The sequence below is a fragment of the Myroides albus genome, from assembly GCF_009711045.1.
Lineage (GTDB): Bacteria > Bacteroidota > Bacteroidia > Flavobacteriales > Flavobacteriaceae > Flavobacterium > Flavobacterium album_A.
In genome coordinates, this window is the sequence record NZ_WMJX01000007.1 from 1 (window position 1) to 17839 (window position 17839).

The following is a 17839-nucleotide window of genomic DNA, read 5'->3' on the forward strand; positions in this document are numbered from 1 at the left end:
ACAAAAGAGGGTGACCTTTTGGGACACCCTCTTTTTTTTGTTGGAATACGTTCTCAAATACAAAAAAGCTACAAAACATATTACATTGACTTCAACGATAAACAAAAATGTTTACAAAGACTTAACAAAAGGCCTACCTAAAGGGGTATGTTAAGTCAAAACAAACAATATTCTTTGATTTTACATTCGTTACTTAACGCTTTGTTAATGATTAGTTTACAATCACTTAACCTGCAAATAAAAATTGTTTTCAATATTTGTATAACAAAATAAGTAACACAATTAAATTATGAAAAAATTATTTAGAAACGGTTTATCAATTTTAGCTCTATCAGTAGCTATAGCAAGTTGTTCATCAGATGATAATAGCAACAACAGTGATAACGGAAATGGGAATGGAAACGGTAACGGAAATGGAGAAGGAAAAGAAATTTCAGGGTTAGTGAAAAAAGGAGAAACTCGCACTCTTGAAAAAAATAATGAATATACATTAACATCAAAACTTGAAGTACAAGATGGTGGAAAACTTGTGATCGAAGAAGGAGCAAAAATCATCGGAGCAGGTGGAACAGCTTCTTATATTGCAATCGCTCAAGGTGGACTAATTGATGTAAAAGGAACAAGCACAAATCCAGTAGTAATGACTTCTTCAAAAGTAGAAAGAGGTTCATGGGGAGGATTAGTGATTTGTGGAAAAGCACCAATCAATGGAGGAAGCGAAACTGCGCAGTCAGAAGTAGCAGACTTGACATATGGAGGAACTAAAGCAGATGACAACTCAGGATCTATTAAATACCTAAGAATTGAGTATGCAGGAGCTAACTTCTCATCAGAAAAAGAATTTAACGGACTTTCATTATTTGGAGTTGGTTCGGGAACAGTAATAGAATATGTACAAGCTCACGAAGGTTCAGATGACGGATTCGAATGGTTTGGTGGTACAGTAAGTGCTAAATACTTAGTTTCAACAAATAACGAAGATGATCAATTTGACTGGACACAAGGTTGGTCTGGACAAAATAACGAATTCTGGTACTCAAAAAGAGCTGAAGGAAATAGAGGTATTGAAGCAGATAACAGCAGTAAGGATAACGCAGCAGCACCTTATTCAAACCCTACAATCAAGAACATCACTTTACTTGGTTCATTAGAAGGGTCAGAAGCTCAAGCATTAAAACTACGTGAAGGTACAAAAGGAAACTTATCAAATGTTTTTGCTGATTTCTGGGCTGTTGGAGTAGATATTCAACATGATGAAACAATCAAAAATGTAAACGATGGTTCTTTAAAAATCAATGGAATTCAATTCGGAAAGAATATCACAGAGAAATTCAAAGGAGCTAATAGCGGTAAAGAAGCTGTTGATGTAAGTAAAGCAATTGTTGAGAAAGATAACGATGGAGCAGGAAACAAGGATAAAGCTCCAGAGTGGACAAAAGGTTGGACTGTAGGTCTAAACTAATTAAGTGAATAAAATGTGTTATAAAAAGTTCTGCTATAAAAAAAGCAGGACTTTTTTCTTTTATATTTGATTTTTATTAACTACATTTATACCAAATATTTACGTATATGGCTAAAAAATACTTTTATACTCTTTTAACATTCTTTGGTTTGATAGCTGGAGGTACAGCTTTCGCACAGGATAGAATCCAACCAAATGAAGCAAGATATTCTACACAGAGTATTGAAGGACTTTCTATATACCCTAATCCTGTTGTAAACAACAGTAAAATATTTATAGAATCTTCTAAAAACGCACAAAAAGAAGTTGAATTGTATAATGTAGTTGGAAAGAAGATGTTTCAAGTTACATTAAACTCTAAAGAACTTGTTTTACCTTACAGTGTAAATGCTGGTATTTACATTATGAAAATAACAGAGGAAAACTCAACAGCCACTCGTAAGATTATAGTGAAGTAAATAATATAATTAATATACGTAAAAAAGCATCAATATATATTGATGCTTTTTTTATTTGTATTTTTGTACAAAATTTGACATTCGTGTTTAGACCAGAAGATATTATACAAATACAGACGAAGAAAGACTTTCATAAAGTAACCATGAAAGTATATCGCTTTCAATATGAAAACAATCCTGTATATAAGCAATTTTGCGATTTACTTCAGAGAACGCCTCAAGAGGTCAAGACTGTAATTGATATTCCATTTTTACCAATCGAATTCTTTAAATCTAAAGATGTCTTAAGCTCTACATCTCCGATACAAACAACCTTTACAAGTAGCGGTACGACTGGTATGGTGACAAGTAAACATCATGTCACTGATTTAGCTTTTTACGAAGATAGTTTTAGACAGGCTTTCTCGTACTTCTATGGAAACATAGAAGATTACGTAGTTTTAGCCCTTTTACCGTCATATTTAGAAAGAGAAGGTTCTTCTTTAATCTATATGGCAGACGATTTCATTAAGTCCTCTATTCACCCTGAAAGTGGGTTCTATTTACACAACTATAAAGAATTAGCAGATACACTAACGACTTTAGATAAAGAAGGCAAAAATATCTTGTTGATAGGAGTAACTTATGCTCTGTTGGATTTGATTGAATTGCAGTCTTTTCAATTAAACAATACCATCATTATGGAAACAGGAGGTATGAAAGGAAAACGCAAAGAGATGATAAGGGAAGAACTTCACGATCTATTGTGCAAAGGTTTTGGCGTAAATAAAATACACTCTGAATATGGGATGACTGAGCTATTGTCTCAAGGATATTCCTTAGGAGACGGCATTTTTCAATGTCCTCCATGGATGGATATCTTAACAAGGGATCCTGAAGATGCCTTAAGCTATGTAGAGAACGGGAAAACCGGAGGGGTTAACGTCATTGATTTAGCTAATATAAACTCTTGTTCGTTTATCGCAACGCAAGACTTGGGAAAGAAATATACAGACGGTACTTTTGAAATATTAGGTAGATTTGACAACTCTGATATCAGAGGTTGTAATTTAATGGTAGTCTAAGAGTTAAACTGATTAAGATACATAACAAAATAGAGGCGTAAACGCCTCTATTTTTATTTTTCTAACAATTCCATTTTCTCTGCAAAATACTCGCAGAAATCTCTCATTGTTGCAGACATTTTCTCGTCTTGTGTAGCACGTTCAAAAGTATCAGCCATCGCAACAAGCGTTTGATGAAAGAACTTTTTCATCTCATCTACTGGCATATCCTTCGTCCATAAATCGATACGCAATGTCTCTTGAGCCTTGTGATCCCAAATAGACAATAACATTGCTTTGGCAGCAGCGGCTTCAACACCTCCATCTTTAGCATTCCACAATATTTTCTCCGGAACTCTATTGTCGTCTAATTCTACTCTAATATTAATATCAGAAACGTGTTTCTTACTCATTACTTCTTAGGTTTGTATTTTGATTGTTGAAAAATTTCGTCAGTACTTTTTGTTAAAAGCTCCTGCAAAGTTACATTATTATTTTTCATATACGAACGCACAATTTGCCAACCTATCCAGGTACCAATTCTTCCAGGAGCCTCATTGTCTATTTCTAAATAAAACTTAGAGAATGGAGCTGTGTCGATAAAACGTTTATTCAATTTAAGATCTGTGCTATAAAGCAACTGTTCATCCATAAAATAACGCCAAACTTCTCCCTCATTTAATTCTACCCAGCGTAGTTGATCTGCAGAGTACCCTATAATATCTTCTTTACTGACCTTTGGCAATAATACCTTCTTACCATACAAAATCTTGCCATGATGAATTAAATTACCAATAAAACGACGGTCAGTAGGTTGCTCCATTTTCTGAATAATAAAATTCTCTGCCAGATCAGGTAGCATTCGATTCAGATTAAACTCTGGTCGCAAATACTGCGCAAAACCTTGATAAAACTTGTGATCCTCTCCTAAATATGTGTCAAGTGAGACAAAGACAAGTGTATCTGCATAAACAGCTTTCAACGTAATATCTACCTCACTCACAACAGTAATAAATTTCTTTTTATCGCTTTCAGCTGGAAAATAATACTTGGCGCGCTTTGAGAAAGCCTCAATTTCCTGTGGAATACTTCCCAAATCTTTAAACTTCTTTTCAACCTCCTGATTTAATTCTGCAAACAAAGTATCCTTTTTCTTATTCAACCAATATTGCTCAGAAACCTCATGAGGAAATAGATACGGAAACTGTTCCTTTACAGCGGGAACCTCTTCCATAGATGCTTTGTAAAAAATCTCATCAAAGCGATATACTTCAATATTCATTGGAATCTTAGCAACTTCTTGATCTAATTTACTGTTCTCATCACTGCAACTCACTAAAAAAAGGAAAAGACTACAGAAAAGAACAGCTGATAATTTACTAAATTTGAAAAATGTCATAGCTCATCGTGATTTTTATTCAAACAAAGATAAAAAGATAGCTGAGACTGCACTAAAAAATTGGATACTATGAAGAATAAAAACTTTCAAGTGGAAGCTGTAACTAACCACATTGTAATGTGGCTAAAAGAGTATGCAACTCAAGCTAAAGTTAATGGTTATGTAATCGGTATATCGGGAGGAATAGACTCTGCCGTAACCTCAACACTTTGCGCGATGACAGGCTTACCCCTATTATGCGTAGAGATGCCTATACATCAAGAGGTTTCACAAGTAACAAGAGCAAAAGAGCACATCTCATTCTTAAAAGCCAAGTTCAATAATGTACAATCAGTAGAAGCAGATCTTACAGATACATTTGAATCTCTAATTAAAGCGGTACCAAGTAGCCAAAGCGAATATTTACTTAACTTAACACTGGCCAATACAAGAGCAAGAATTAGAATGACTACCCTTTATTATTTTGCGGGAATAAACAGATCATTAGTTGCGGGAACTGGAAATAAAGTCGAAGACTTTGGTGTAGGCTTTTTCACAAAGTACGGTGATGGCGGGGTTGACCTAAGTCCAATTGCTGACTTAATGAAATCAGAAGTTAGACAAATAGGTGAATATCTTCAAATACCAAGTAGTATAATCATTGCAAAACCTACTGATGGTTTATTTGGCGATGATCGATCTGATGAAGATCAATTAGGAGCGTCATACGACGAATTAGAGATAGCAATGCTTGCTCACGAACAAGGAGCTAAAACAGATGACTTCACAGGAAGAGAGAAAGAAGTCTTTGAAATCTACAGCAGATTAAATCGAATCAATCAACACAAGATAAACCCTATACCTATATGTATTATTCCTACCAGTTTACTTTAAACTGGTAAAATAACTCATTCTTACCATACATACTATTTAAAATATTAGCTACTTTTGAATAAAAATTAAAACTATGAAAAAAGTATTTTATTTATTAATAGTAATGTTTGGTTTAATATCGTGTAGTACAGATGATGACTATTGTGGCAATGATTACTACGAGACCTATAAACTAAACGAACAAAGACCATTACCTACAAGTAATCTCCAAGTGATTGGCTTACAAGGAGATTCTTTTACAGTAATCAGATCTGAAAATGAATTTCAAGCCAGAGTTAAAGGAGCAGTATATTACAGAGGTCAAATTGATTGGAGAAATGAAGATTTGATTATAGGTCAAGTTTATGTTAATGGGTTTCGCAGTGTAATCAACTTTAATTCTATATTTAAAGAAAGTTGCAATAATAGAAATGACAACTACCTTCGAATGAAATTAAACCTTAGTAATGGACAATACAATGGCTATATAACATATCATGCAATAGTCCGTAAACTTTACAACACAAATACGCAAGTCACTACTGACATTGAAATCTTTAATTAACAAAAGATAGCAAAGGCTATCTTTTGTTAATTATCCCTCTATATTTTTAAACCTTGATGTGACTTGTCCTAATCGTTTAGAGAACAAATTAATCAAGCTTGTATAATCCATAATTACAGTGAGCATTTCATTTGAGCGTTTCACATTCGTTTCTGCAGGTAATTTCTGTTTGTACTTCTCAACAAGATTATTAACTAAGTACATACGCAAGGTAAGAATGGTTTCTGAAACATACTGTGCAATACCCTGTGTTTTCTGTTTAACGAAGATATTCTGTGACTCCCAATTGTGTAACGTCCATTTCTCATCATCCATAATGATACTTGTAACCTCATTTGAAAGCTCCGTATCTAATTGCTTTAAATAGTTTTCTAAACTCCACTCATTGTGATTGTAATACGCAATTAAGTTCGAGTAAATCTTTTGAAAAAGAGAATTAGTCAAGTGTACTTCATCCTCCTGTAAACTTAAAAATACTCTTTCATAGACCTTTTGTTCAACTTTGTGCTCATTAACAACAATGTCATTCTCCTCATTGGTTTCATAAACAAGTTCCGTAAACACTTCCTTTACATTGCCATACAACAATAAGATCTCTATAATCTTGCGTTCAAGAATATACAAAGGATCGTCCTCAGGTCGGTTGCGTTGTTCGCTCTTGCTGTGAACAACCTCAAGTTTCTTGCGTTCCTCATTATATTTTTTATTTGCCTCTTGAAGCTCCTTTCTACCTTGTTGAGCAAGTGAATTAAAGATAACATCCTCCGATATATCCATAATACGCGCACACTCCTGCACATATACTTCTCTTTGTATCTGATCTGGTATTTTAGAAATACTCATGACCATATCGCGTATCAGATCAGCTTTTTTAATAGGGTCGTGTTTAGCCTCGTCCATAAGCATATTCGCCTTATAGCGAATAAAGTCCGTTGCATTCTCCTCAAAATACTTCTCCAATTGCTCCAGCGAATGTTTACGAGCAAAACTATCCGGATCTTCTCCATCAGGCAAAGGACAAACCCGAACATTCATTCCTGCCTCTAAAATTAGATCTACTCCTCTAAACGAAGCGCGAATACCGGCAGCATCACCATCATATAGCATAGTGATATTCTTCGTCAAGCGATTTACCAAACGAATTTGGTCTGGCGTCAGTGCAGTCCCTGAAGAAGCCACAACGTTCTTAATACCCGATTGATACATTTGGATAACATCTGTATAACCTTCTACCAAATAACAGTTATCCTTCTTGGCAATCTCTTGTTTAGCATGTGATATACCGTACAATATTTTACTCTTATGATAGATATCACTCTCTGGAGAATTCAAATACTTAGCAGCCTTCTTATCATTCGTCAAAATACGGCCACCAAATCCCAATACTCGACCAGACATACTCATAATAGGAAACATGACACGCCCTTTAAATCGATCAAACTTACGATCTTCTTTGACTATTGTCAATCCAGTTTTCTCGAGGTATTCCAAAGAGTACCCTTTACCAAGTGCATCAGAAGTAAACGCTTCCCATTTATCAGGAGAATAACCTAATCCGAACTCTCGAATCGTATCCTCTGTAAAACCTCTCTCCTTGAAATATGATAATCCAATCGCTTTTCCCTCCTCGGAATTAAACAGTACCTCTTGAAAGTATTTCTTAGCATACTCAGACACGACGAACATACTTTCTTTCTCGTTCAGCATTTCTTTTTCTTCTTGACTTTGTTCAGTCTCCTCTATTTCAATGCCATACTTCTTAGCCAAATAGCGAATAGCTTCTGGATAGGTAAAGTGCTCGTGTTCCATAATGAAACTAATTGCATTTCCACCTTTTCCTGAACTAAAGTCCTTCCATATTTGCTTTACCGGAGAAACCATGAAAGAGGGCGTTTTCTCATTTACAAAAGGACTTAATCCTTTATAATTACTTCCCGCCTTTTTTAAATGTACAAAATCCCCTATCACCTCCTCTACTCGAGCGGCGTCAAAAACGGCATCTATGGTACTTTTGGAAATCATATTTTACTTTACTTCTTGATACTTGCAAAGATAAAAAAAGAAGTCGCTTAAGGTAATATCAAGCGACTTCTTTATATATCTTGTCAGTTTATATAACTATTTCTTTCTTTCAATAACATAATTCACCATTGTAACCAATGAATCTTTGTAAGGGGATTCTGGAAACTGATTCAAAATTTGAAGTGCTTCTTGTTGATACGCTATCATTTTAGTAGTAGCATATTCAAGGCCTCCTTTTTCTTTAACAAAGGCGATTACCTCTTTCACACGTCTTTTATCTTCGTTGTGATTTTTGACAGAATTGATAAGCCACTTACGCTCTTTTGCGTCAGAAGTATTTAAGGCATAGATAAGAGGTAGAGTCATTTTCTTCTCTTTAATATCAATACCCGTTGGTTTACCGATAGGACCATCGGTATAATCAAATAAGTCATCTTTTATTTGGAAAGCCATTCCGATCACTTCGCCAAACTTGCGCATCTTCTCTATTAATTCAGCATTGTCAGGTTGTACTGAAGCAGCACCCAACCCACAACATGCTGCAATTAAAGTCGCAGTTTTCTGACGGATAATCTCATAGTAAATTTCTTCCGTAATATCCAATCGACGGGCTTTCTCTATCTGTAACAACTCTCCTTCACTCATCTCACGAACTGCCACGGATATAATACGCAATAAGTCAAAATCTCCATTGTCAATGGAAAGAAGTAATCCTTTGGCTAATAAATAATCTCCAACTAATACAGCAATCTTATTTTTCCAAAGCGCATTAAGGGAAAAGAACCCTCTGCGTTTATTACTATCATCAACCACATCGTCGTGAACCAAAGTAGCCGTGTGGATAAGTTCTATGACAGAAGCTCCTCTATAAGTACGCTCATTGACTTCGCCTTCACCGACCATCTTTGCCACTAAGAAAACAAACATGGGTCTCATTTGTTTCCCTTTGCGATTTACAATATAATAAGTGATTCGATTCAACAATGCGACCTTAGTAGTCATTGACTTGTGAAACTTTTTCTCAAAAAGCTCCATTTCAGTTTTAATCGGACTCTGTATTTGCTGTACTATGTTCATAACGAAATCAAAAATACGACTTTTTTGTTGGTAAACCGTTTCCAAAAAAAAACTCTTTTTGCTACAAATGAAACAAAAAGAGTTTTTATAATAATATTTTCAATTACTGTTTTAAATTAGCTTGCAAAAGCTAAAGGCAATTAAGATTTATTAGCCAACTGCCCACAAGCAGCATCGATATCTTTACCGCGACTGCGTCTAACGACAACAGTTATATCATTTGCTTCTAATGCTCGGATATACGCATTCGTTGCCTGTTCTGAAGCTTGTTGAAACTCTCCATCGTCGATAGGGTTATATTCAATCAAATTCACCTTACACGGTACATACTTGCAGAACCTAACTAAAGCATCAATAGATGCTTTATCATCGTTTATATCTTTCCATATCACGTACTCATAAGTCACTCGACTCTTCGTCTTACTATACCAGTACTGAAGTGCTTCTCTCAAATCAGTCAGTGGAAAGTTCTTTGTAAATGGCATGATTCGATTACGCGTTTCTTCAATAGCTGAGTGTAGTGAAACAGCCAACTTAAACTTCACTCCATCATCCGCCAATTTCTTAATCATCTTAGGCAAACCAGAAGTAGACACAGTGATACGCTTAGGAGACATCCCTAATCCTTCTTCGGAAGTAATCTTCTCAATGGCTTTCTGTACGTTATTATAATTCATTAACGGCTCTCCCATTCCCATAAACACAATATTAGACAACGGATGTCCGTGATTTTGTCTACTTTGTTGGTCTATGGTTAATACTTGATCATAAATCTCATCTGGATTCAAGTTACGCATACGCTTAAGGCGTGCCGTAGCGCAGAACTCACAATCTAAACTACACCCTACCTGAGAAGAAACACAAGCAGTCGTGCGCGTTTCTGTTGGGATCAAAACAGACTCTACAATAAGACCATCGTGTAACTGCACACCATTCTTGATCGTACCATCAGTACTTACCTGCATACTATCTACTTTGATGTGGTTAATGACGAAGTTAGCATCCAACATTTCACGGGTAGCCAATGATAAGTTACTCATATCCTCAAAGCTATGAGCTCCCTTACTCCACAACCACTCGTACACTTGGTTTCCTCTAAATGCCTTATCTCCCTGAGAAACAAAGAAATCCCTTAATTGTTCCTTAGATAAACTTCTGATGTCTTTTTTGTCTATTTGCATGACGCAAAGTTAATCTCAAATTATCCGACTGCCAAATACTGTAATAAAATTATAACAATAAAGTATTTAGGTTAACGGTGGACAGTGAACAGTTTACAGTCAGTAAACTAATAACCTTTAACTGTCAACTTCTTTACTGCCAGTACATGCTTACACCTCCTTCTATCTCCTTGGTACTTACCATACCACTCATAAGTACATCGCTCTTGGTCACCATCTAAGATTACCGTATGTCTCACACCTCCACTTCCATCTACGCGAGCTTCTACTCTAACTGAACTAACTTGCTGTCTAACTCAAGAGCTCTGCATTCATCCCCATTCTTATTTTGCTCCTCAGTCTCTTACATTCACAAAACACTGCTTACAGTACCAAGTTTAACCACTATTCATTGATTGCTATTAAAATAAACTTTCTACATATAACCATTAAAACTCTAATACCCATAACAACAATATGAAACTCATAGTAGTTAAACTGCCACACCTCAACACGAAAAAAGCCGACCTAAAAAAGCCGACCTAAAAAGGTCGGCTTAAAAAAAATATAATGAAAAAGTGCTTATTTATTTCACCAAGCAAGTGCAGTCTTAAAACACTTACTCAGTTGTAGTATATTAAAGTACTATGAAATTACTATTTAAAAACTTCAAAACGAGTTTCCAAAAATATAATTAACATAGATTTATCGTTATTAACACTTCTCAATCTACCTTGCCAAATAACCTCCATCCACAGGGTAATATGCTCCTGTAGAAAACGAAGATTTATCAGTTGCTAACCATAAAATTAACTCAGCTACTTCTTCAGGCTTACCGAGTCTATTCATTGCGTGGCGAGAAGAAAGTTCTTTAATAACCTCATCACTATAACTCTCTGTCACCAGTGGAGTACCTATATAACCAGGCCCCACAGCATTAATGCGAATACCCTTCGTACCATATTCCCAAGCAGCTGTCTTCGTCAAACCGTTCACACCGTGCTTTGCTGCACAATAAGCAGATGAATTAGCCACGCCAACCTCAGCTAAGATTGACGATACATTGATGATACTTCCCTTTCCCTTTTTCAACATTTCAGGCAACTGATAGCGCATACCATAGAATACCCCATTGAGATTAATACTGATCACCTTATCCCAATCCTCTACACCATATTCGCCAGTTACAGCAAAGGCTCCAACAATTCCTGCATTGTTAACAGCAATGTCTAATTGACCAAAAGCAGCAACCGTTTCTTGCACTACTCTCTCATGGTCTTGAGCCTTCCCAGCATCTGCCTTAATGAAAATGGCATTTTCACCTAATGTTGATACTACTTTTTTACCTTCTGCTTCATTCCAATCTACAACTGCAACTTTAGCTCCCTCTTTGACAAATAACTCCGCTACACATTTACCTATTCCAGAAGCAGCTCCAGTAATAATTGCTACTTTGTTTTCTAATTGTTTCATATAAGTGGTTTTTATGATTTATCCTAAATTTACAACTTACTTCGCTCTAAAACAAAACCAAGTCAGATGAAAGCATCTACCCTATCTTCTCTGTTTTAACGAAACTACAATAACAATTAAAGGTTAAAAAAGCCAGCCACTCGTTAATCAAATTACTGTGCAACAAATTATTTACTACCCAGCTTCTTCACCGCCAGCACATGCTTACACATCCCTCTATCTCCTTGGTACTTACCATACCACTCACAAGTACATCGCTCTTGGTCGCCATCTAAGATTACTGTATGTCTCACACCACCAGTTCCCTCTACACGAGCTTCCACACGTCCATTAGCTTGGCTAATAATCTCTACTTTATTCTCAGCAATTAGTTTCTCTGCATTCTTTAGACGAGGATTTAGACTTAGAATGCGCTCTAACTTAAAGGGTAACCTTCTGTAAAAGAAAGCATTGTCATCTAAGTCAAAACCTAACAACCCCATAGCGGCTAATCGCCCTGTCAGACTATCTGCATCAGTGAAACTCATCCCTTCTTCCATCGCAAACATTGTCGGATTAAAACGTTGATTCGCATAAGCATATTTATCCATCGCATCTATCCACTCGTCATCCACATCCTCTATCAAGGATTCTAAAGCCGCTCCCTCTCCCGAGAACCCTCTAAAAGCTTCACGAGATAAAGACAAACTAAATCGAATATCTCCAAAATACAACTGCCAAGTGGTGCTTTGCATATCAGGATGAGGAAAGACCTGCATATAATCTATATAAGGTAATAAAGGTTCTAATAATCGTAAACGGTGAATACCTCCTACACAAATACCATTGTTTGATTTAACAGGAGAAAAGGAAGGCATATTCCCTCTCAATATCAAGTAATAATCATTCTTCACAATCCCTTTCGGAATACCTCTAAACAGTTGTTGAGCCTGTATTTTATTAAACGTATGTACACGTTCTGCCTTAGACAGGTAAATCTGTACCGTGCTCAGTCCCTTAATCCACTTAATCGGAAGAGGCACTTTGCGTTCCACTATTTTCTTATCCTCCGTCTGAATACTAACTTCCTTCTGACCTATTGACAGCAAGACATTCTCCTTTTGCTTAATGCTATTCAGCCCAGTAAGCATCGGTTGGTTAAAGTCTACATTCGTAGTCCCATTCTCTAAAAACTCTCCATCTAACCCATCAGGCAATACATCTACTCTTGCATACACTCCTGCACAATGAGAAAATCCCTCAAAGCGCACTCTACCATCCCCAGCCGTAGCGATAGGGTCTTTTAGCTTAGCCAAATCAGCAGGAGATAAATTAAAACTTGACTTCACCACATTAGACAACGCAATTAAACAACGTGCCATAATAAATGGATCTTTCACATTACCCCAAAAAAAGCATGGAGCATCTGTCTTCTTCTGTATCTCACTGTACTTCGCTAAGAATAATTCGTCTCCTCCTGTTCCTTTGGTAAGACTTGATGGATTGTTGTATATGTATGATAATAGGTCGTTCATAGTAGTGTATAATGATAAGGCAAGGTACTAAAATTCATAGAAATATAACCTTCTAGAACTGTACACATCTGTTCTCTTTTTTTAAAAAAAGGCAATTACTCTTTGATAATAAACCCATTACACATTATCTTTGTTCATTATGCAGCAATAGTAAAATAACATTTCGAATCACAGTCACACCCTACAGCGTAGTAAGTGACTCAGTTAATTTAAGCGTACCCCATCTTTAGGGTACCGTTATTTTATTATATATACTTATGCAATCAAACAAGATTAACAGCATCGTAATATTCATTACGATCACCATTATATTAGATAGTGCTGGCTTCGGTATTATCTTTCCAGTATTACCAGAACTATTAGAACACGTACTACATGCTGACCTCAGCACAGCAGCGAAGTACGGAGGTGTACTTACGTTAGCTTACGCCTTTATGCAATTTATCTTTGCACCAATCTTAGGGGTTATTAGCGATCGCTATGGACGTAGACGAGTATTATTACTTTCCCTTTTTGGATTCTCTATAGACTGTTTTATTATGGCACTTGCTCATAGTTATTGGTTACTATTCATCAGTCGGCTTATCGCAGGAGTGACAGGTGCCACCTTTGCTGTGGCATCTGCTACCATTACAGATGTTACGGACGAAGGCAACCGAACGAAATACTTCGGCTATTTAAATGCAGCTTTTAATATTGGCTTTATCATAGGCCCTTTAGTAGGAGGGTTATTAGGAGAATATCATTTTACTTACCCCTTTTACTTTGCGGGAATATTAGGTTTATTAAATGTTATTTATGGGTATTTCTTTTTTCCAGAAACCAATACTTCACGTTCACTGATGCGACTATCACTAAAAGAAATCTCCCCTTTACAATCTCTAAAAAGTATCAAACGCTTTAAACAACTAAGTCTGCTATTTATTGTATTCTTTTTATTATCTGCTGCATCACATAGCATGGAGAGTACGTGGTCATTCTATACCATGATACAGTTTGACTGGAGTAAACAGCAGGTAGGAATCTCACTAACCATTATAGGAATTATAGGTTTCTTAGTACAAGCATACCTATTGCAATACTTATCTACTAAATTATCTGACCAAAGACTTGTCTACATCGGTTTATTAACCAGCTTTATAGGATTACTCTTATTGAGTTATTGTGTTACTGAAATACAACTCTGGGTAGGTATCACATTATACTTACTAGGAAGTATACAACAGACCGGTTTTCAGTCTATGCTCTCTAAGTCACTAGATCAGCAACATCAAGGAGAACTACAAGGAGTATTAGGAAGCCTTAACGGATTAACAACTATTGTGGCTCCACCAGTATTTACCTATTGTTTCTACCTATACACACAGGATAATACCTTACCTTACTTACCTGGTATAGCCTTTGCCATAGCAGCTTTATTACTCCTAATTAGCTTATTACTCCTCTTGAGATATAAGAAGTAAGTTTTAAAAAACAGCCCTATTCTTTACTAGAATAGGGCTATTTATATTATTCTTTAGATTTAAAACTCTGTTCTATCACTTGATACCTTTTTAATATTACATCTAACTGAGCATTCTCTTTATGTACTAACAACGAAGTATAGATTTTACGACCGTCAATATCCAAAAACCTTATCAAACTTATATAAACCTAAAGAGTTAAATTAAACAAACCTTTTATTAAAAGTATAGAATGTCCTAGTGTTTTATTATCATGTACTACTTCCATTCAAAATAATTATACCCTATTTTTTCAACAGCAATTCTTACCAAGTCCTTATCCTCCACCCTATGAACAAAAAACTTATAACAATCTTCATCCACATCAAAAAACCCTAATTGCAGTCGATGTTGACGCAATACTACATCAACATCTTTAAACACTGTTGTAGAATTTACAGAACCATTAGATGGATAATTCCTAACCGTTGGTATATTTTTTATTGTTATATTCCAAATATTATCTAATGAACTATTGATTCTATAGATAAATTCATCTACCCTTTCTTTCCAATCTAAAGAAATAATAAAATCAATAGCCTCTTCATTACAATGAAAACTAACATAACGCAAGGCATCCATTTCTTCAATAAACTCTTCATGATAATTTGGTAAACTGGGCAAACGATCAATAACTATTATTAACTCATCTTTTGTTTTATTATTTGGAACACTTAATCCTATCAATTCCTTAAACCCTTCAAGAACTTTTTTATCTACTTGTAAATTCTCTTGTTTTACTTCCACCATTTTGGTAGATTCTTTACTCTTCTCCTTTATTAGAAACCACGGTTTTCCAGTAAAATCTTTTTTACTCCAAATATAAGTTACCAATACGGCGCCCACCCCAAACCAATACGCATCACTAAAATGGTAAGAGAATACAACCATTGCAAAATACTTAGTCCCTATGCCCAATAGTACTAATAGCAATAAAACAAGAAAATAAGTTGATTTTTTCATAGCTTAAATATACCAAAAAAAAAATCAGTTAACACCAATAAAAAAAACCGATACTCTTACGAGTATCGGCCTTTTCCGATTATTAAATTGTTAGTTTACTCTTATAAGTTTTGAAAGAAGTCATTTCCTTTATCATCAGTGATAATGAAGGCAGGGAAATCTTTCACCTTAATTTTACGCACCGCTTCCATTCCTAATTCAGGGAAGTCAACTACCTCTACGCTCAAGATATTCTCTTTTGCAAGGATAGCTGCTGGTCCACCAATAGAACCTAAGTAGAAACCTCCGTGTTTCTTACAAGCATCAGTAACAGCTTGACTACGATTACCTTTGGCTAACATAATCATACTACCACCTACAGCCTGGAAGCTATCAACGTAAGGGTCCATACGGCCTGCAGTTGTCGGTCCAAAACTACCAGAAGGCATACCATCCGGCGTTTTTGCAGGTCCCGCATAGTAAACGGGGTGATTTTTGAAATACTCAGGCATTTCTTGTCCATTGTCTAACATTTCTTGGATCTTAGCATGAGCGATGTCGCGCGCCACGATAACTGTACCATTCAACATTAAACGTGTTTTAATTGGATGTTTTGTCAATTCAGCCAATTGTTCTTTCATAGGTTTATCAAGGTCAATTACCACAGGCTCCTCTAAATGTGGTGCTGTCTCAGGTAAAAAACGAGCTGGATTAGTTTCCAACTGCTCTACGAATAAACCTTCAGCAGTAATTTTTGCTTTAATGTTTCTATCTGCCGAACAAGAAACACCTAAACCTACAGGACATGATGCAGCATGACGTGGTAAGCGAATCACACGAACATCGTGTGTAAAATACTTACCTCCGAACTGTGCTCCAATCTGAGATTCTTGGCAAATTTGTTGTAGTTTTTTCTCCCACTCTAAGTCACGGAACGCTTGACCGCCCATGTTACCAGAAGTAGGTAAGTTGTCATAGTATCCTGCAGAAGCTTTCTTCACAGCAGCTAAGTTAGCCTCAGCTGATGTACCACCAATCACTAATGCTAAGTGATATGGAGGACAAGCTGCTGTCCCCAAGTCCATTATTTTCTCTTTGATAAATTCCGTAAGGTTTTTTTCATTTAATAACGACTTCGTCTTTTGATACAAAAATGTTTTGTTAGCAGAACCTCCACCTTTCGCTAAGAATAAGAATTCATACTTATTCCCTTGTGTCGCATAAATATCAATTTGTGCTGGTAAGTTAGATCCAGAGTTTTTCTCCTCAAACATACTTATTGGAACAATCTGAGAATAACGTAAGTTCTTCTTTTGATATGTTTCAAAAATACCTCTTGATAAGCTCTCCGCATCATTAGTCCCAGTATATACATTCTCCCCTTTTTTCGCAACGACAATCGCCGTTCCTGTATCTTGACAAGATGGCAATTGACCTTCTACTGCTACCGCAGCATTTTGCAATAAATTATACGCTACAAAACGATCGTTATCTGTCGCTTCCGGATCATCTAAAATAGCTTTTAATTTTTCAAGGTGAGCTGTTCTCAACATAAAAGAAACGTCTGTCATAGCCGTTTCAGCAATTAATTCAATCCCCTTAGGATCAACTACTAAAATTTCTCTATCTCCTAACTTTTCTACTTTTACATAGTCAGAAGATATCTTTTTATAAGCCGTGTCATCTTTCAGTATTGGATACGGATCTTGATATATGAAGTCCATTGAATTGTTAGTTTATTTCTGAGAAGTAAATTTACTAAATATAGCGTTCAAAAATCCTTAGAATACTTCTAAATAACCAATGACTACAAGACTTCAACGGCATTTGTAATGCTTCTAAATAACAATCATACCAGGCAAGACATTAAGGTTCATGAAATATTTTGCATCTCACGAAAAAAAGGTGCAAAATATTGCACCTCTATTGTTGAAAAGAACACAATCTACACAGTACAGACGCAATACATTGTGTCTGATAAAATTCCAAAATAATCGTTTTACCACTTCTTACTTCTTTACGTTTACCAGATCCCTTTGTAGTTATAGAAATAAACTGTACTATTCTTAATATCCAACACAAAACAGTCCCCTTCTCTTGTATAGAAATAAACTAATTCGATTCACACCGCATACTACTTCTCACAGTATAATACCATTATTATCGGTAAGTGATAGTATAGTGATAGGCTTATTTTGGTACTTTTAAGCCTATCACATGCCTATCACATGCCTATCACATGCCGACCACAAGCCGACCACCCCATTCTGATTAGTATTATATTCCCATTTACTAACTAATATTAATTGGGTTATATACAACTCTATTGCTAAAAACTGATAAGGTATTAAATGAAAAAAAGCCCAGAAA

At 35.8% G+C, this 17839-nt stretch carries 16 protein-coding genes; 6 read left to right on the plus strand and 10 right to left on the minus strand.

All coding sequences use genetic code 11. From position 1 onward, the window contains the following. Positions 1-289: 289 nt before the first annotated feature. The 3 genes from GJV76_RS04910 to GJV76_RS04920 all read left to right on the plus strand — a co-directional run bounded on the left by GJV76_RS04910 (position 290) and on the right by GJV76_RS04920 (position 2984). Entirely contained in the window at positions 290-1462 is a 1173-nt protein-coding gene (locus GJV76_RS04910) for a hypothetical protein (protein WP_155091528.1), read from the plus strand. Positions 1463-1569: 107 nt separating this feature from the next. Beyond that, positions 1570-1920 carry a T9SS type A sorting domain-containing protein gene (locus GJV76_RS04915; RefSeq protein ID WP_166520744.1) on the plus strand — a complete coding sequence of 117 codons (351 nt, stop codon included), beginning with the start codon at positions 1570-1572 and terminating at the stop codon, positions 1918-1920. A 74-nt stretch (positions 1921-1994) separates the two neighbouring features. Beyond that, positions 1995-2984: a LuxE/PaaK family acyltransferase gene (locus GJV76_RS04920; protein WP_455429734.1), complete on the plus strand. Its 990-nt coding sequence runs from the start codon at positions 1995-1997 to the stop codon at positions 2982-2984. A 53-nt stretch (positions 2985-3037) separates the two neighbouring features. Here GJV76_RS04920 and gldC read toward each other — a convergent pair whose 3' ends face one another. Together gldC and gldB are read right to left on the minus strand one after the other, a co-directional pair. Then, on the minus strand, positions 3038-3376 hold the full coding sequence (gene gldC, locus GJV76_RS04925; RefSeq protein WP_155091529.1) for a gliding motility protein GldC: 339 nt from the start codon (positions 3374-3376) through the stop codon (positions 3038-3040). After that, positions 3376-4362 (minus strand): gliding motility lipoprotein GldB, encoded by a 987-nt coding sequence (gene gldB / locus GJV76_RS04930; protein ID WP_155091530.1) that lies wholly within the window; start codon positions 4360-4362, stop codon positions 3376-3378. Before gldB ends, gldC begins: the two co-directional genes overlap by 1 nt. Positions 4363-4431: 69 nt before the next feature. On the opposite strand from gldB, the gene nadE reads away from it, so the two are divergent. Both nadE and GJV76_RS04940 read left to right on the plus strand, forming a co-directional pair. Then, on the plus strand, positions 4432-5235 hold the full coding sequence (nadE, locus tag GJV76_RS04935; protein WP_155091531.1) for an NAD(+) synthase: 804 nt from the start codon (positions 4432-4434) through the stop codon (positions 5233-5235). A gap of 73 nt (positions 5236-5308) precedes the next feature. Next, positions 5309-5779 carry a hypothetical protein gene (locus tag GJV76_RS04940; RefSeq protein WP_155091532.1) on the plus strand — a complete coding sequence of 157 codons (471 nt, stop codon included), beginning with the start codon at positions 5309-5311 and terminating at the stop codon, positions 5777-5779. Positions 5780-5809: 30 nt separating this feature from the next. Here the strand turns inward: GJV76_RS04940 and dnaG are convergent, their stop codons facing one another. The 6 genes from dnaG to GJV76_RS04970 form a co-directional block, all read right to left on the minus strand. Then, positions 5810-7801, minus strand: a complete 1992-nt coding sequence (dnaG, locus tag GJV76_RS04945; protein ID WP_155091533.1) for a DNA primase — start codon at positions 7799-7801, stop codon at positions 5810-5812. A gap of 96 nt (positions 7802-7897) precedes the next feature. Next, positions 7898-8878 (minus strand): polyprenyl synthetase family protein, encoded by a 981-nt coding sequence (locus GJV76_RS04950; RefSeq protein ID WP_155091625.1) that lies wholly within the window; start codon positions 8876-8878, stop codon positions 7898-7900. Between the two features lie 140 nt (positions 8879-9018). Then, a complete protein-coding gene (gene rlmN / locus GJV76_RS04955) occupies positions 9019-10059 on the minus strand; it encodes a 23S rRNA (adenine(2503)-C(2))-methyltransferase RlmN (protein ID WP_155091534.1) in 1041 nt (346 codons plus the stop codon). 107 nt (positions 10060-10166) lie between these two features. Next, positions 10167-10298 (minus strand): hypothetical protein, encoded by a 132-nt coding sequence (locus GJV76_RS16075; protein WP_258204695.1) that lies wholly within the window; start codon positions 10296-10298, stop codon positions 10167-10169. 469 nt (positions 10299-10767) lie between these two features. Further along, the gene (locus GJV76_RS04965) at positions 10768-11511 is read right to left on the minus strand and encodes an SDR family NAD(P)-dependent oxidoreductase (RefSeq protein ID WP_155091535.1); all 744 of its coding nucleotides are present in this window, start codon (positions 11509-11511) and stop codon (positions 10768-10770) included. 167 nt (positions 11512-11678) lie between these two features. After that, the gene (locus GJV76_RS04970; protein ID WP_155091536.1) at positions 11679-13025 is read right to left on the minus strand and encodes an SWIM zinc finger family protein; all 1347 of its coding nucleotides are present in this window, start codon (positions 13023-13025) and stop codon (positions 11679-11681) included. A gap of 257 nt (positions 13026-13282) precedes the next feature. Here GJV76_RS04970 and GJV76_RS04975 point away from each other — a divergent pair, with 257 nt between their 5' ends. Beyond that, positions 13283-14488 (plus strand): TCR/Tet family MFS transporter, encoded by a 1206-nt coding sequence (locus GJV76_RS04975; protein ID WP_155091537.1) that lies wholly within the window; start codon positions 13283-13285, stop codon positions 14486-14488. 258 nt (positions 14489-14746) lie between these two features. Here the strand turns inward: GJV76_RS04975 and GJV76_RS04980 are convergent, their stop codons facing one another. Further along, the gene (locus tag GJV76_RS04980) at positions 14747-15490 is read right to left on the minus strand and encodes a DUF6630 family protein (protein ID WP_155091538.1); all 744 of its coding nucleotides are present in this window, start codon (positions 15488-15490) and stop codon (positions 14747-14749) included. Between the two features lie 101 nt (positions 15491-15591). Continuing rightward, entirely contained in the window at positions 15592-17193 is a 1602-nt protein-coding gene (locus GJV76_RS04985) for a fumarate hydratase (protein WP_155091539.1), read from the minus strand. Positions 17194-17839: the final 646 nt, after the last annotated feature.

What these genes read in the sequence shown, in the direction of transcription:
- GJV76_RS04910 (WP_155091528.1), top strand. Translation starts at nt 290, where the DNA reads ATGAAAAAATTATTTAGAAACGGTTTATCAATTTTAGCTCTATCAGTA.
- GJV76_RS04915 (WP_166520744.1), top strand. Translation starts at nt 1,570, where the DNA reads ATGGCTAAAAAATACTTTTATACTCTTTTAACATTCTTTGGTTTGATA.
- gldC (WP_155091529.1), bottom strand. Translation starts at nt 3,376, where the DNA reads ATGAGTAAGAAACACGTTTCTGATATTAATATTAGAGTAGAATTAGAC.
- gldB (WP_155091530.1), bottom strand. Translation starts at nt 4,362, where the DNA reads ATGACATTTTTCAAATTTAGTAAATTATCAGCTGTTCTTTTCTGTAGT.
- nadE (WP_155091531.1), top strand. Translation starts at nt 4,432, where the DNA reads ATGAAGAATAAAAACTTTCAAGTGGAAGCTGTAACTAACCACATTGTA.
- GJV76_RS04940 (WP_155091532.1), top strand. Translation starts at nt 5,309, where the DNA reads ATGAAAAAAGTATTTTATTTATTAATAGTAATGTTTGGTTTAATATCG.
- dnaG (WP_155091533.1), bottom strand. Translation starts at nt 7,801, where the DNA reads ATGATTTCCAAAAGTACCATAGATGCCGTTTTTGACGCCGCTCGAGTA.
- GJV76_RS04950 (WP_155091625.1), bottom strand. Translation starts at nt 8,878, where the DNA reads ATGAACATAGTACAGCAAATACAGAGTCCGATTAAAACTGAAATGGAG.
- rlmN (WP_155091534.1), bottom strand. Translation starts at nt 10,059, where the DNA reads ATGCAAATAGACAAAAAAGACATCAGAAGTTTATCTAAGGAACAATTA.
- GJV76_RS04965 (WP_155091535.1), bottom strand. Translation starts at nt 11,511, where the DNA reads ATGAAACAATTAGAAAACAAAGTAGCAATTATTACTGGAGCTGCTTCT.
- GJV76_RS04970 (WP_155091536.1), bottom strand. Translation starts at nt 13,025, where the DNA reads ATGAACGACCTATTATCATACATATACAACAATCCATCAAGTCTTACC.
- GJV76_RS04975 (WP_155091537.1), top strand. Translation starts at nt 13,283, where the DNA reads ATGCAATCAAACAAGATTAACAGCATCGTAATATTCATTACGATCACC.
- GJV76_RS04980 (WP_155091538.1), bottom strand. Translation starts at nt 15,490, where the DNA reads ATGAAAAAATCAACTTATTTTCTTGTTTTATTGCTATTAGTACTATTG.
- GJV76_RS04985 (WP_155091539.1), bottom strand. Translation starts at nt 17,193, where the DNA reads ATGGACTTCATATATCAAGATCCGTATCCAATACTGAAAGATGACACG.